General features: G+C 69.0%; 11 protein-coding genes and 1 pseudogene. 4 read left to right on the top strand and 8 right to left on the bottom strand.

Features of this window, described 5'->3' with window-relative positions:
• Positions 1 to 59: 59 nt before the first annotated feature.
• Entirely contained in the window at positions 60 to 419 is a 360-nt protein-coding gene (locus G3N92_RS09405) for an H-NS histone family protein (RefSeq protein ID WP_206127189.1), read from the top strand.
• A 52-nt stretch (positions 420 to 471) separates the two neighbouring features.
• On the opposite strand, the gene G3N92_RS09400 is transcribed toward G3N92_RS09405, so the two are convergent.
• The 3 genes from G3N92_RS09400 to G3N92_RS09390 are packed head-to-tail and all read right to left on the bottom strand — an operon-like array spanning position 472 to position 4329.
• A complete protein-coding gene (locus G3N92_RS09400; RefSeq protein ID WP_206127188.1) occupies positions 472 to 1596 on the bottom strand; it encodes a tyramine oxidase subunit B in 1125 nt (374 codons plus the stop codon).
• A 47-nt stretch (positions 1597 to 1643) separates the two neighbouring features.
• Positions 1644 to 2918 (bottom strand): enolase, encoded by a 1275-nt coding sequence (locus G3N92_RS09395; RefSeq protein ID WP_206127187.1) that lies wholly within the window; start codon positions 2916 to 2918, stop codon positions 1644 to 1646.
• 1 nt (position 2919) lies between these two features.
• On the bottom strand, positions 2920 to 4329 hold the full coding sequence (locus G3N92_RS09390; protein WP_206127186.1) for a DUF4147 domain-containing protein: 1410 nt from the start codon (positions 4327 to 4329) through the stop codon (positions 2920 to 2922).
• 181 nt (positions 4330 to 4510) lie between these two features.
• Between G3N92_RS09390 and G3N92_RS09385 the strand changes: the two genes are divergently transcribed.
• Positions 4511 to 5914, top strand: a complete 1404-nt coding sequence (locus tag G3N92_RS09385; protein WP_206127185.1) for a PLP-dependent aminotransferase family protein — start codon at positions 4511 to 4513, stop codon at positions 5912 to 5914.
• 424 nt (positions 5915 to 6338) lie between these two features.
• The gene (locus G3N92_RS09380) at positions 6339 to 7298 is read left to right on the top strand and encodes a 2-hydroxyacid dehydrogenase (RefSeq protein ID WP_206127184.1); all 960 of its coding nucleotides are present in this window, start codon (positions 6339 to 6341) and stop codon (positions 7296 to 7298) included.
• Here the strand turns inward: G3N92_RS09380 and G3N92_RS09375 are convergent.
• The 3 genes from G3N92_RS09375 to G3N92_RS09365 form a co-directional block, all read right to left on the bottom strand.
• Entirely contained in the window at positions 7259 to 9634 is a 2376-nt protein-coding gene (locus G3N92_RS09375) for a glycosyltransferase family 41 protein (RefSeq protein WP_241014681.1), read from the bottom strand. The genes G3N92_RS09380 and G3N92_RS09375 overlap by 40 nt on opposite strands.
• Before the next feature lie 417 nt (positions 9635 to 10051).
• Positions 10052 to 10618, bottom strand: coding sequence for a thioredoxin (locus G3N92_RS09370; RefSeq protein ID WP_206127182.1), 567 nt, complete (start codon positions 10616 to 10618; stop codon positions 10052 to 10054).
• Positions 10619 to 10700: 82 nt separating this feature from the next.
• Positions 10701 to 11612, bottom strand: coding sequence for a LysR family transcriptional regulator (locus G3N92_RS09365; protein ID WP_206127181.1), 912 nt, complete (start codon positions 11610 to 11612; stop codon positions 10701 to 10703).
• A 141-nt stretch (positions 11613 to 11753) separates the two neighbouring features.
• Here G3N92_RS09365 and G3N92_RS09360 point away from each other — a divergent pair, with 141 nt between their 5' ends.
• Positions 11754 to 12290 (top strand): SRPBCC domain-containing protein, encoded by a 537-nt coding sequence (locus G3N92_RS09360; protein WP_206127180.1) that lies wholly within the window; start codon positions 11754 to 11756, stop codon positions 12288 to 12290.
• Between the two features lie 38 nt (positions 12291 to 12328).
• Here G3N92_RS09360 and G3N92_RS09355 read toward each other — a convergent pair whose 3' ends face one another.
• Together G3N92_RS09355 and G3N92_RS09350 are read right to left on the bottom strand one after the other, a co-directional pair.
• A complete protein-coding gene (locus tag G3N92_RS09355) occupies positions 12329 to 13762 on the bottom strand; it encodes an MFS transporter (RefSeq protein ID WP_206127179.1) in 1434 nt (477 codons plus the stop codon).
• A 411-nt stretch (positions 13763 to 14173) separates the two neighbouring features.
• Positions 14174 to 14368 (bottom strand): annotated as a pseudogene (locus tag G3N92_RS09350) (YXWGXW repeat-containing protein); the annotation flags it as partial.
• Positions 14369 to 14585 lie beyond the last annotated feature (217 nt).

Below are 14585 nucleotides of genomic sequence, written 5' to 3'. Positions count from 1 at the left end.
TTGATATATGAAAGTGTGAATTGCAATCCTCGTGTGGATGCGAGGCGGGAAAGCCGAAGATGAACGCGAAAAAGACCAGAAAAACCTATCCGCAGCTCGTAGCCGAGCTGGCCGAACTGGACGAGAAAATCGATCGTATCCGGGCGCGCGAGCGTACCGATGCGATCGAGGCGGTTCATGCGTTGATGGAAACCTATGCGATCAAGCATCGCGACCTGATCGGCCGCAACGGCGGGCGCGGCACCTACGCCGTGAATCCGCTGCCGGTGCGGTATCGCGATCCGGCGAGCGGGAAGGAGTGGTGCGGGCGCGGCAACGTGCCGTTGTGGATCCGGGGCAAGGATCGCAGCCAGTTCGCGGTGCGCGAGCCCGCCCCCGCCGATCAGGCCTCCGAAACAAAAGGGTGCAGCCCGGCCTGAAGCGCGGCAGCGGGTCGAGCGCCGCCCGGTTCAGGCCGGGATACCGCCTGGCTCAGCCCTGGTTCGGCTTGTCCCACAGGTTCAGCGATTGCCCGATGCCGTGCTCCAGCGCATAACGGTACGTTTCGTAGCCCCAACTGATGTCGAACACGGCCATCCCGCAGGCGATGAAGATCACGCGTTCCTTCGCGCTTTCGCGGCCCGGCTTGGTGCCGTTCACCACGTCGCCCAGCCCCGTCGATTCGGTCAGCGCCGGCAGCTTGCCGGCATCGATCAGCCGGAAGAACGGGCCGCCGATCACGCCGGCGTAGTACGCATCCTTGTTGCCCGAGGCCACCGCGTCTTCCACGTAGGCTTCCTGCAGCGGCGTGTGGTCGTAGACGATCTTCGCACCGGTCAGGAACGATTCGTCGGTGTTGAACGGGCCGGACACGAGGATCGTCGCGCCTTCCTTGATCCACTCGTCCTTGAAGTGCAGCGGTTTCAGGCGCGAGGCGGCCACCGTGATCACGTCGGCGCCGCGGAAGCCGGCCTCGGCTTCGTCCACGCCGATCGCCGCGACGCCCTTGTATTCGGCTTCCACCCAGGCCGCGAATTCGTTGGCCTTGTCGAGGAACACGTCGAAGCAGACCACGCGCTCGATCTGGCCGAGCTGCGTCATGATCGCCGCGAAGCAGGCCTTGTTGATCGGGCCGCAGCCGATCACCGATACCGTCTTCGCATCCTTGTTGACCAGGTACTTGGCCGCCACGCCCGGCACCGCGCCGGTGCGCGCCGCGCTGAGCAGGTTGGCCGACATCAGCGCGAGCGGCGCGCCGGTGTCCTTGTCGTTCAGCATCATGGTCAGGATCGAGCGCGGCAGGCCCTTGCCCGCGTTCGCATGGTTCGAGCCGTACCACTTGTTGCCGCACACGTCGAAGCGCCCGCCCAGGTAGCCGGGCATCGCGGCGAAGCGGCGATCCGGGCCGGCCACCGGCATGTTCGGGAACGTCGTTTCCTTCGGGAACACGATGTTCATGCCGTGACTGTTGTGGTTGGCGCCGCCCATCAGGTAGTCGCCGCGGCCGAGCAGTGCGAAGGTTTCCTCGCAGACGGTGACGCAGCGCGCGGCGTCCAGCACGCCGGCTTCGATCATGTCCGGTTCGGAGAGGTACAGAAAGTCGATCTTGGGATACATGGGGTTGTCCTGTTGTCGATGCGATGGTCGGAGAAAGGCGGCGCGCTTCAGAAGCGCAGCAGCGGGGCGATGTCGTGGAGCCGGCAGCCGGGGCTGCGGGCCGAGGCGCGCATCAGGAAGTTCAGCTTTTCGATGCGCTCGCCCGAGCGCGGCGCGCCGTTCTTCTGGAACGGCACTTCGAGGCCGACCGAGAAATCCATCACCACGTCGTCCACCATGCCGCCCGAGCGGCCCGACGGCACGGCGAGCAGGCCGTGTTCGCGCGCGAAGCGGTAGGCATCCATCGCCTCGGTGATCGTGCCGACCTGGTTCGGCTTCAGCACGAAGCCGTCCACGGCGCGCGTGTCGTGCGCCTTCTTGAGCAGGTCGAGATGCGTGACGGTCAGGTCGTCGCCGAGCACGATGGTGCGCTTCAGCTCCCAGACGGCCTTGCTGTAGCCCACCCAGTCGTTCTCGTCGAGCAGATCCTCGATGAACACGAGGTTGAACTTCTCGGTGAGCGTTTTCGCGTAAGCGATCAGTTCGTCGGACGTGACGTGCCGGCCCTTGAGCAGATAGCGCTGCGTGTCCTTGTCGTACATTTCGCTCGACGCGCAGTCGAGCGCGAATGCGACGCGGCCGGTGAAGCCGCAGGCGTCGATCGCCTCCTGCATCAGCGTGAGGATCACTTCGGGATCGTCCGACGGCGCGGCGTAGCCGTACGAGCTGGCCACCTGCGGCTTGTGGCCCAGATGCCGGGTCAGCACGCTGCCGAGCTGCTGGAACACGGCCACCGCCATTTCGATCGCGTGATCGATGTTGTCGGTGCCGTACGGCACGATCAGGAATTCGTTGAAGGCCTGAACGAGGTTCTCGTAGCGGCCGCCGTTGATCACGTTGAAGCAGGGCACCGGCACGGTGCGGATGTCGCGGCCGGCGATGTAACGGTACAGCGGAATCCGGCGCGAATCGGCGGCGGCGCGGAACGCGGCGATCGACACCGAGTAGATCGTGTTGCCGCCGAGCTTGTGCTTGTCGGGCGTGCCGTCGAGCGCGATCATCTTTTCGTCGATGGCGCGCTGGTCGAACACGTCCATGCCGATCAGGGCCGGGCCGATCACGTTGATCGCGTTGTCCACGGCGCGATGCACGCTGAGGCCGCCGTAGGTGGACGGGTCGCCGTCGCGCAGCACGAACGATTCGTGCATGCCGACCGAGGTGCCGGTGGGCGCGGCGCCGCGGCCGATGGCGCCGGACGCGGTGCGGATCTCGACTTCCACCGCCGGGCGGCACTTGCAGTCGATGATCTGTTGCGCCTGCACGGAAACGATGCGGTCTTCCATGTTATTCGTACTCCTTGGGGTCCGGGACATAAAGAATGTTGAGGTCGCACAGGTTGGTGCCCGTGTTGCCCGTGAAGATGGCCGAGCCGATCGCGTCGAGCGCCTCGAACGCGCTGTGTTCGCGCAGCGTCTGGTAGAGGCTGATGCCGCGGCTTTCGGCGGCCTTCAGGCTCGACGAATCGGTGATGCCGCCGGCCACCTTGGCGGTGCCGTCGGTGCCTTCGCTGTCGATCGACAGCAGGCACGCGCCGCGCGTCTTGGCCGCGGCAATCGCGAAGCCCACCGTCATTTCCTGGCCGGGGCCGCCGTGGCCGCGAATCACGCTGTTGTCGGCGATGTGCGTGGTGACTTCGCCCGAGCTCAGCAACACGCACGGCGGCTTGATCGGGTTGCCGTAGGCCTGGATCTCGCGCGCGATCGACGCGAAGAACGCGCCGGCGTCGCGGCTTTCGCCTTCGAGGAACGACGACACGATCAGCGCCGGAATGCCCATCTCCTCGCAAATTTCCTTGGCGTAGATGCACGAATCGGGCAGCGTGTTGAGCAGGAAGTAGGTGTTGTCGGGGAACGCCTTCGGCGTTTCGCCTTCCGGCCCGGCGTGCATCAGGTAATCCACCACGCTGCGCGGCAGGCGGTCGGCCACGTCGCGGTTGACGATGGTGGCGCGCGCGTCGTCGAGCGTGGTCAGGTCGGGGCCGATCGGCGTGCTCTTGTAGGCCGCGTACGGCACCGCGATGTCGCCGGTGGCGGGCGAGCCCACCGCGTCGCTGATGCCGAAGCCGATCAGCTCCGCGCCCACCGCCTGAATCCGCTTGGCCAGCATGCCGCCGTTCAGCGCCGAGATATGGCGGCGCACGGCGTTGATCTCGTAGATGCCGGCGCCGGATTTCAGCAGCACGTCGGTCGTGTCGATCTCGTCCTGCAGCGAGATGCCGTCGATCGGGCAGGACATCAGCGCCGAGCTGCCGCCGCTGATCACGGCGATGAACAGGTCGTCCGGCCCGGCCTGATCGACCAGCTCGATGATCTGCCGCGAGGCGCGATGGCCTTCCTCGTTCGGCAGCGGGTGGCCGCCCACGAACACCTCGGTGCGGATGAATCGATCGGTCTCCTCATGGATCTTGACGATCGCGATGCCGCGCGTGAGCCGCTCGCCGAGCACGTGATCGACGGCCATCGCCATGTGGTTGCAGGCCTTGCCCGCGCCGATCAGGTAGATGTGGCGCTTCTTCGACAAGTCCCACGAGCGGGTGCCGATGTGCAGCGTGTCGCCGTCGAGCCGCATCAGGTCGCGGATCCGCTGGTAGCTGTCGAGGCGTTGCAGCGTGCGGTCGGCGATGTCGAGCACGATCTGGCGCGAGCGCGTGTCGCCGTGCGAGAGGAGAACGTCCGAGTTGCGTATCTTCTTCATGCGGGTGCCTGTGAGAGAACCGCACCGCCGGAACGGCCGGCGGCGCATGGTTCGAATGTAGGCAAACACCCTGTACAGATACATGTACACTTGTCGGACACGCCGAATCGCTGTGCAGGTGCCGAACCCTGTACGCCTGCACGGCTTCCGACCCGTCGTTTTTCGCCTCCGGCCCGCCCGCATGACACCCGTTCTGACTCTCGATCCCGATACCGACGTCTCGCTCACGATGCAGATCGTGGCCGGCATCATCCAGGCCGTCGACGACAAGCGCTGGCGCGCCGGCGAGCGCGTGCCGAGCATCCGCGCGTTCGCCAACGCGCATGGCGTGTCGACCTTCACGGTGGTGGAGGCCTACGACCGGCTGGTCGCGCAGGGCGTGCTGCTGGCGCGGCGCGGTTCGGGCTTCTACGTGTCGGACCGCCGCCTCGGCCTGCCGCAGCACAGCGCGGAAAAACTCGACGAGAAGGTCACCAACGGCTGGCTGGTGCGCAACGTGCTGGAGGCGACGCAGGGCGCGATCCACGCCGGCGCGGGCTGGCTGCCCGAAACCTGGCTCGACGGCGAAGGCATCGCACGCGCGCTGCGGCAGCTTTCCGCGCAGCCCGAAAGCCTGCTCGGCTACGGCGACGCGCGCGGCTACGGCCGGTTGCGCGAGCAGATCCGCCGGCAGTTGGGCGAGTACGAGATCGACACCGATCCGTCGGGCGTGATGACCACGCTCGGCGCGAATCAGGCGCTCGACCTGGTGGTGCGGCGCTTCACGCAGCCCGGCGACACGGTGCTGGTGGACGCGCCGTGCTACAGCGATCTGCTCGTGTCGCTGCGCATGCGCGACGTCGAGACGGTCGGCATTCCGATGACGCCCACCGGCCCCGATCTGGCCGCGCTCGAGGCGGCGCTGCAAACCCGCCGGCCCCGGCTCTACGTCACGAACAGCCGCCTGCACAATCCGACCGGCGCGAGCTACAGTTCGTCGGCTGCCTACCAGGTGCTGAAGGCGGCCGAGCGGCACGACTGCCTGATCGTCGAGGACGACGTGTCGGCCGATCTGGTGCGCGGCGCGCACTTCACGCTGGCGTCGATGGATCAGTTGAAGAACGTGATCTACGTCGGCAGCTTCTCGAAGACGATCGGCGCCGGGCTGCGCGTGGGCTTCGTGGTGGCCGACAAGGACGTGGTGGAGGGGTTGCTGTATCAGAAGCTCGTATCGGGCATGTCCACGCCGACCGTGACCGAGGGGCTGGTCAGCGCGGTGCTGGCCGAGGGCCATTACCGCAAGCAGACCGAACAGTTGAAGGACCGGCTCGCGAAGGCGCAGGAGCGCGTGTGCCGGCGGCTCGAGGGGATCGGCTTCGAGGTGTTCTGCGAGCCGGGCGCGGGCATGTTCGTGTGGGCGCGGCCGTCGGGCGTGGCCTGCGATTCGGCGGCGCTGGCCGAGCAGGCGCTCAAGAGCCGGATCCTGCTGGCGCCGGGCCACCTGTTCTTCTCGGGGCGCGAGCGTACCGCGTGGACGCGCTTCAACGTCGCGCACAGCAACGTCGACCGCCTGTTCGGATTCCTGCAGAACGCGCTGGATACGTAGCCGCCGCGGCTGTATCGCCGCGCGGGCCTGTACATGTAGGCGGCCCTGTCGCTGTCGGCGCGTGCACGGCTTCGCGACAATGCCCGCTTGCGCGTCCGCCTGGCGACGCGCTGTGGAGCGCCCCGATGATCCGACCGTTGTGCCGCGCCTTGCGCGCGGCGTTGTCGCGGCTGTGCCGTGCCGCGAATGTCGCTTGCGCCGCCGCGCCTCGCGCGCTGGCCGAGTTGCCCGCCTCGCCGCTCGGCTTCGCCGTGACCCGGCATGTGCCGCCGCGTTCGCGAACCTGAACCCTTCCTGTCGTTTCCCTGACGGTTCCGCGCGAGGCGCGGCATGGGCGTGCACGATGCGCGGCGACGTTGGACAATGTCGCCACCACCGTCACTGCCGTGCGTTGTCCGGCAACCTAACCAAAGGGAACACCGAAATGGAACAAGATCGTCATGTGCGCCGCCTGAAGGTGCTGGCCGTGGGCGCGTTGTCGGATCGCGTGATGGACGCGCTGGCCGAACATCATGACGTCGCCCGCTTGTGGGCCGCGCCCGATCGCGCGGCGTTTCTCGCCGAACGGGCCGGCGAATTCGAGGTGATCGCCACCAGCGGCGCCTATGGCGCGAACGCCGAACTGATCGGCGCGCTGCCGAACCTGAAGCTGATCGTGAGCTTCGGCGTGGGCACCGATCCGATCGATCTCGACGCGGCGCGCGCACGCGGCGTGGCCGTCACCAACACGCCCGGCGTGCTCAACGAATGCGTGGCCGATTTCGCGCTGGGGCTGCTGCTCGGGCTGTCGCGGCGCGTGGTGGAAGGCGATCGCTTCGTGCGCGACGGCAAGTGGGCGAACGCGCGCCTGCCGCTCGGCACCAAGCTCGGCGGCAAGCTGTGCGGGATCGTGGGAATGGGCGGCATCGGCCGCGAGATCGCCAAGCGCGTGGCCGCCTGCGGCATGCGCGTGGCCTATCACGGCCCGAACCGCAAGGCCGATCTTGCGTACGACTACTACCCGTCGCTGCGCGAACTGGCCGCGGCGGCCGACGTGCTGATCCTGGCGCTGCCGGGCGGCGCGCAGACGCGCCATGTGGTCGACGCCGGCGTGCTGGACGCGCTCGGCCCGAACGGCCAGCTCGTGAACGTGGCGCGCGGCAGCGTGGTCGATCAGGCGGCGCTCGTCGATGCGCTGGTCAACCGGCGCATCGCGGGCGCGGCGCTCGACGTGTTCGAGCACGAACCGGCGGTGCCCGCCGAACTGCTTGCGCTCGACAACGTGGTGCTCGCGCCGCACACGGCGAGCGGCACGCACGAAACGCGCGAGGCGATGGCCGCGCTGTTCCTCGCCAACCTGGCCGCCTATGCGAGCGGCGAGGCCTTGCTGACGCCGGTGGCCTGATCGCACCAGCGGCGCCATGCTTCGCGATAGGCGGCTTCGATCCGCGCCGCGAAGCGTGCGCCGTCCATCAGCGGCGAGGCCGCGAGGCGCGCGCGCAGCCCGGCGCGCCATTGCGCGAGGCGCGGCAGGTCGCGCGCCAGCGCCACCGCGATCTCGACGAAGCGCGCGTCGCTGTCGGCGGCGATCTCGCGCAGCCCCAGGTTCTCCGACTGGCTCAAGCCGGCGCGGCCCACCACCGTATCGGCGACGCGCGTGACGACCGGCACGCCCATCCAGTACGCGTCGAGGCTGGTCGTGTGGCCGTTGTACGGGATCGTGTCGAGGCCGATGTCGATGTGGTGATACGTTTCCAGATAGCGGTTGCGCGGCTGGTACGGCGCGAACGTCACGCGCCCGGGCGCGATGCCGTGCCGTTCGAGACGCGCGAGCAGGTGCGTGCGCGCCGATCCTTCCGGCGCGAGCAGGATCAGCCGCGCCGTATCGAGCTCGCGCATCACGCCGCCCCAGAGCCGCAGCGTGGCGTCGCTCAGCTTGCACGGGTTGTTCAGGCATCCGAAGGTGAGGTGGCCATGGGTCAGCGCCGGTAGTGCGCTGACGTCCGGCGTGCCGTCCAGCGGGTCGTAGCACCAGAACGTGTCGGGCAGGCGCAGCGATCGTTCGGTGTACGCAGCGTCCGATCCCGCCGGGTCGAGCCACGGGTCGGTCAGCCGGTAATCGATCGCCTCGATGCCGGTCGTGCCCGGGTAGGCCAGCCACGCGATCTGCACCGGCGCGGGCTTGCGCGCGAACAGCAGCGGGCGGCCGTCGGCCATGTGCATGCCGAGGTCGATCAGGAGGTCGATCCGGTCGTCGCGAATCCGTTGCGCGAGCGCGGCGTCGCCGAGCAGGCTCACGTCGCGCCAGAGATCGGCGTGCGCCGCGAGTTGCTGCGTCATCGCATCGGGGCGCACCACGCTCGAATAACAGACGATCTCGAAACGTGTGCGATCGTGATGGGACAGCAGCGGCCGCATGAACAGCGCCTGGCAGTGGTGACGGAAATCGGACGACACGTAGCCGATGCGCAGCCGGCGCGACGGCGTGGCGTCGTTCGCATGCGGCTGCCGTTCGGCGCGCAGCGGCACTTCGTGCCGGGCGGACCAGCGGCGCGCCTCTTCCAGTGGCGAATCCGGGCTGGCCGCCTGAAAACACAGCGCGTAGGCCAGATTGCTGTGCGCCACCACGTTGCCGGGATCCGCTTCGAGCGCGCGCCGGTAGCACGCGATGCCTTCGTCGAGGCGCCCCTGATCCTTCAGCACGTTGCCGAGATTGTTGAGCGTCACGGCGTGCCGCGGCTCGGCGGCGAGCGCATCGCGCAGGCGCGCTTCGGCCTCGTCCATCGCGCCGAGCGTGCGCAGCACGGCGGCCAGGTTGTTGAGGGCGGCCGTGAAGCGGGGGCGCACGGCGATGGCCGCGTCGAACGCCTGCGCCGCTTCCTGTGCGTGCCCGAGCTCGCGGCAGACGATGCCGAGGTTGTTGTAGGCGTCCGCATGCGCGGGCGTCAGTTCGATCGCGCGCAGGTAGCAGGCCAGCGCGTCCTGCCGCCGGCCGAGCGCATGCAGCGCGTTGCCCAGGTTGTACGACGCTTCCGGCGCGGCCGGGTCGAGTTCGAGCGCGCGCGTCAGCGAGGCGGCGCTTGCCGCGAAATCGCCATGCTGGTGTTGCGCCACGCCGAGGTTCGTCAGCGCGCCGACCGAGTGCGGTGCGGCTTGCACGGCCGTCGCGAGCCACCCCAACGCGTCGCCGGCGCGGCCCGCCGCGAGCAGTAGCGCACCGAGGTTGGTCAGGGCATCGGCGTCGGCCGGGTTCAGCGCCAGCGCCCGGCGATAGGCCGCTTGCGCCGCGTCCGGATCGCCCTGCTGTGCATGGCAGGCGCCGAGCTGGACGAGCGCATCGGCCCGGCTCGGATCGAGCGCCAACACGGCTGTGTATGCATCGATGGCGGCGGGGTGGTCGGCCGTCGCCTGCAGCGCGGCGGCGAGCGCGAACAGCGCGTCGGGCGAATCGATCTCGATCGCCAGCGCCTGCCGGTAGGCGCCGATCGCGTCGGCGTGCCGTTGCGCGGCCGATAACACATGGCCGCGCGCGAGGTGATAGCGGGCGCGGCCCGGCGCCAGCCTCAGCGCGCGGTCGAGCCAGCCGAGCGCGGGGTCGTGCGCGCCGCACTGCATGTCGAGCAGGCCGAGACGCAGCATCAGATCCGCATCGCCGGGCGCGGCGGCAAGCGCGCGTTCGTACAGCGCGCGCGCATCGCCGAAGCGGCCCGCCGTGTGATGCGCCGTTGCGAGCGCAAGCATGTCCGCGTGTTCCATCGTCCGCCTGTGCTGGATGAGCGGCTGCCTCGCGCCGGGTGCGAGGGCCGGAAATCGGATGACGATAGCAAGCGGCGGCGGTGCGCTGGTTACCGCGTCTTTCAAGCGGGCGGCAAGCGGCACGGGGTGTGAGGCGCGTGGCCCGACGGGCCGCATGCCATGAAAGAATCGATGGGCCGCGTGCGCGGCTCGGCGGCGGCGCGCGAGCGAGCATTGGCGCGGGATGGCGCGAGCGCCTCGAAACCCGGCACGGCCGCGCCTTTCAATGTAACGACGGCTGGCTGCCGCTGCGGCTTGCAGCGGCGATGCAATCCGCCGACAAAACTTTCCGTTCGCAAGAAACAATCGGTAATGCGAACGATGGCCGCGCGCCGGAAACCCGGCGCGGCCTCGCGGGCGCGATCAGCTCAGGCGTTCGACCCACGCCGACACGTCGTCCCCGCTGCCGAGCTTCGGCTCGATCAGGCCGTCCACCATGAACGTCGGCGAGACATGGATGCCGTTCTGGCGTGCATATTTCGCATGCCATTTGATTTCGCGATCGAGATCGGGGAGCGCGAACGCGTCGCGCAGGGCGATGCCGCTGTAGCGTTCGATGCGCGCGATGATGTCGTTCGGCGTGGCGTCGAGGTTCGGGCCGCCGGCGTGATGCGTGAATTCGAATTCATCGCGATGCGCGGCCACCGCGGCGAGCACCGCCTTCGCGGCTTCGCGCCCGTTCGGCAGCGTCGATGCGGCGAGGATGCAGCGCACGATCACGCCGGAATACAGGTGCCACGGCTGCGATTGCAGGCGGATCTTGATCGTGATGCGATCTTCGCCGGCCGCCTGCAGCAACGCGTCGAGCTTGCCGAACGCCCGCACGGAGAACGGGCAGGTCGGCTCGAGAAACACTTCGAAGATGCGCGGGCCGGCGCCCCAGACGAGCGGTGCGGCGGTCCACGACGGGGCGGTGTTGGCTGAATTCATGAAGGGACGATCCTCGGTCAGGAAGTGAAGCGGCGGCGCAAGCTTGGCGCGTGCCGCGCTGGGCATCATGTCACGATCGATTTCACGGCGCGCCGGCGGCCGCGATGTCGCCAGCGCCCACCGCGCCCGCAATCACGCCTCGCAGCCACTGGTGCCCCGGCGCGCGATGCGTGCGCTCGTGCCACGCGAGCGTCTTGGTGAAACCCGGAATCGCGAGCGGCGGCGGTTGCACGGCGAAGCCCTTCGCATGCGCGGCCAGCCGCGCCGGCACCACCGCGATCAGATCGCTCGCGCCGAGAATGTCGGGCAGCACGAGGAAGCTCGTCACCGATACCGTCACGCGCCGGCTGCGGCCCAGCGCCGCCAGCGCCGTGTCGGTCACGCCGCTGAGGCTGCCGCCCGCGTACGACACGAGCGCGTGATCGAGCGCGCAGAACGCGTCGAGCGTCAGCGCGCCGCCGGCTGCGGCGGGGTGGCCGGCCCGCATCATGCAGACGTAACGCTCCTCGTAAAGCCGCCGCGCATGCAACTCCGGCGGCGTCATATCGGGCGTGACGATCGCCAGATCGATGTCGCCGCGCTGCATGCGCGCGGCCAGTTGCTCCTGCCGCGCGGGCAGCACGGCCACCCGGATGCCGGGCGCCCGCTCGCGCAACGCCGGCAGCAGCGGCACGATCACGGCTTGCAGCGCGTAGTCGGTCGCGGCGATCGTCACGGTCATCTCGGCCGAGGCGGGATCGAACGATGGCGGGCGCAGCATCGCCTCGATGTCGGCCAGCACCTGCTTGAGCGGCCCCTGCAATTCGAGCGCGCGCTCAGTCGGGGCGATGCCGCGCTGGGTGCGCACGAACAGCGGATCGTCGAAGCTTTCGCGCAGGCGCGTCAGCATCGCGCTGACGGCCGGCTGCGTCAGCGACAGCCGCTGCGCCGCGCGCGTGACGTTGCGCTCGTCGAGCAGGGCGTCGAGCGCCTTCAGCAGGTTCAGGTCGTGCATGGTGTTATCAATCCACTGAATATCAAAAATCATGACAATCGATTGGAATGATTTTAGCCGGGCGGTCAAGATTCGGGTGGCAGGGCGGCGGGGCAGTGGCCCGCGCCGTTGTCGGCACCGATTCCGAACTGAACGAACACCATGAACGCAATCATCTGGCCCGCAGGCTATCTGCCGGGCACCACCGAAAATTTTGTCTCCAACGAAACGATCGTGGCGGGCCTGAGCGCCGCCGACGTCTGGCCCTGGCTGGTCGAGGCGACGCGCTGGCCCGGCTATTACGCGAATTCCGCCGAGATCGGCTTCGACGGCGGCAAGGGGCCGGCGCTCGAAGCGGGTGTGCGCTTCCGGTTCCGGACGTTCGGGTTCCCGGTGGAGGCCGAGGTGACCGAATGCGTCGCGCCGGCGGCGGGCGCGCCGGGCCGGGTGGCGTGGCACGGCTGGGCCGGCGAGGTGGGCGAGGTGGCGCGGCTCGATGTCCATCACGCGTGGCTGGTCGAGGATCTGGCCGGCGGCCGGGTTCGGATTCTGACCCAGGAAACGCAGAAGGGCCGGCCCGCCGAGGAACTGGCGAAGGCGCGGCCCAACCCGATGCTGAATGGGCATCAGGACTGGCTCGACGGTTTGGTCGCGGCGGCGCGCGGCGCAGCCTCGGCTGGCGCGCCGGACGCCTCGTAACGGATCGAGGCGTCTCGAACGCGAACGCACGCGGCGCTTCAGTTCGATGCGTGCGCGGCGTTCTCGTCGTCGATGTCGTGCCGGGTCGGCTCGAAGCGCACGGCGAGCAGGAAACCGATCGGCAGCAGCGCCGACAGCGACACGATCCAGAACATGCCGGTGTCGTAGTGCGCCTTCAGGATCGGCAGCACGAACAGCGCGAGCGCGCTGCCCGCGCCGGCCAGCGCGCGGCCGAAGCCGATGCCGGTGCCGCGGATCGCGGTGGGGTACGACAGCGCCGGGTAGATCATCATCTGCGCGCCCGGCCCGAAGCCTTCCGCGAACAGCCAGGCGCCGAGCATCGCCAGCGCGAGGCCGATGCCGAGCGCCGTCTGCGGATGGCCGAGCAGCGCGAGCGCCACCAGCGACACGAACTGGATCGCGAAGCCCGCGATCGCCACCTGCCGCGACGGCCGGCGGTAGGCGAGGCGCATGCCGAGCAGGCCGCCCGTCAGCGCGAACAGCAGGTTCAGCGCGAGCGATGCCGAAATCGTCTCGAACACGCCCGCGCCGAGGAATTGCGACAGGATCGACGGCAGGAAGAACGCGATCGCCGTGTATTCGAACGGAATGCAGAGGTTCATCGCGCTGGCCACCAGCGTGCGCGCCAGATACGGCCGCCGGAACAGCACCAGGAAACTGACACGCGGCGGCTCGGCCGGCGCGGCCGCATCGTCGGCCTTGTGCGCGCGGATGCCATAGGATTCGCGCAGGATCCGCGCCGCGTCGTCGAGCTTGCCCTGGTTCGCGGCCCACAGCGGCGATTCGTTCATGAAGCGGTGCCGCACCGCGATGATCACGAGCGCCGGCACCGCGCCGAAGATCAACGAGGCGCGCCAGAGCCAGCCGGCATGCTCGGCCGGCAGCGCGAAATACAGCCCGAACACGATCAGAAAGCACACGGACGACGCCGCGTACCACATCGGGCACCAGGCGGCGAGCCGCGACGCCTTGTTGCCGCGCCCCTGGAATTTCGAGAATTCGGACAGGAAGGCCATCGCCACCGGCAGGTCGATGCCCACGCCGAGGCCCATCACGAAGCGCGCCGCGATCAGCACCCACACGTTCGGCGCGAGGCCGGCCGCGATCGCGGCCACCACGAAGAACAGCATGTCGGCCATGAACACGCGATAGCGGCCGATGCGGTCGGTGAACCAGCCGCCGACCAGGCTGCCGAGGATCGTGCCGATCATGATCGACGAGGTGACGAGGCCCGTCAGCGCGGGCGTCAGGCCGAATTCGCGCACCACGTCCTGGATCCCGTAGGACAGCGTGGTCAGGTCGTAGGCGTCGAGAAACACGCCGCCGAGCGCGAGCAGCACGATCACGCGCGCATGGCTGGTGCGGCTGGCGCTGGTGTTGATGAGGCGCGACACGTCGCTGGCGGAACGGATCGGCGTCGAGAGCGACGGATCGAGGTCGAGGGTGCTCAAGGGATTCTCCACGGTTGGCGGGCGCTGCGGCGCGCGAGGCGCGGGCGCGCCGCAGTCGCGAAGGCCGATGCTAGGCAAAGGCCGCGTGGCGACGAACGGAGGAATTCCGATTAGCAAATGACGCGGGCAGGCATGGCGGCAGCGATGCGCGTGGAAGCGGCGATGTGGATGTTGAGGCGTCGATCGGGGCGGTTGCGCCGGGATCGATACGGGCCGCAACGTCGGTTGTGCCCGTGTGCCCGCATATCGTTAGCGGAAATCGATGGAAGCGGGGATGGCGAGGCGGCGTTCGACATGGGCGGCGGCGCGGGGCCGCTTCGACATGCGAAACCGGCGCCGGTTCCACACTCACTATATATATAGTGTGTTGCGCGCGGCGCACCGGTTTCGCCGGCGCACCGCGCGCCGATCTCAACGCCAGCCGCCGGGCACGAACACCCACGACGGCCCCTGCTGCTGCCAGTGCCCGCCGGCCCAGCGGCGGCCGCGGCGCGCCACGATCCAGTGCCCCGGCACCCACACGTAACCGCCCCTGCGCCAATCCCAGTAGCCATCGGCCCAGACATAGCCGCGCGGGCGCGGCGGCGGCGGGCGGCGATCGCGCCGTCTCCTCGTTCGCCGCCTGCCCGCGCTCCATGTCGCCCTAGCTCGCGGCGGACGGCTGCCCGCCCGCCCCCGCCCGCTCCTTCTCCCGCCCCGTTGCCCCGCTCCTCTTGCCGGCGCTCCCCCGTACCCTACCCGTCCCTGCCGGCGATCCCCGCGGCTCTGCTTCGCCCCCGCCGTCCCGCTACTCGATCCCCCCCCCTCTGCGTCTGTCTCCCCT

This window comes from Burkholderia sp. Ac-20379 (assembly GCF_017104645.1).
In the GTDB taxonomy this organism is placed as follows: Bacteria; Pseudomonadota; Gammaproteobacteria; order Burkholderiales; family Burkholderiaceae; genus Burkholderia.
The sequence above is the reverse complement of the archived record's forward strand: the minus strand, read 5'-3'. Positions and strand labels throughout refer to the sequence as shown.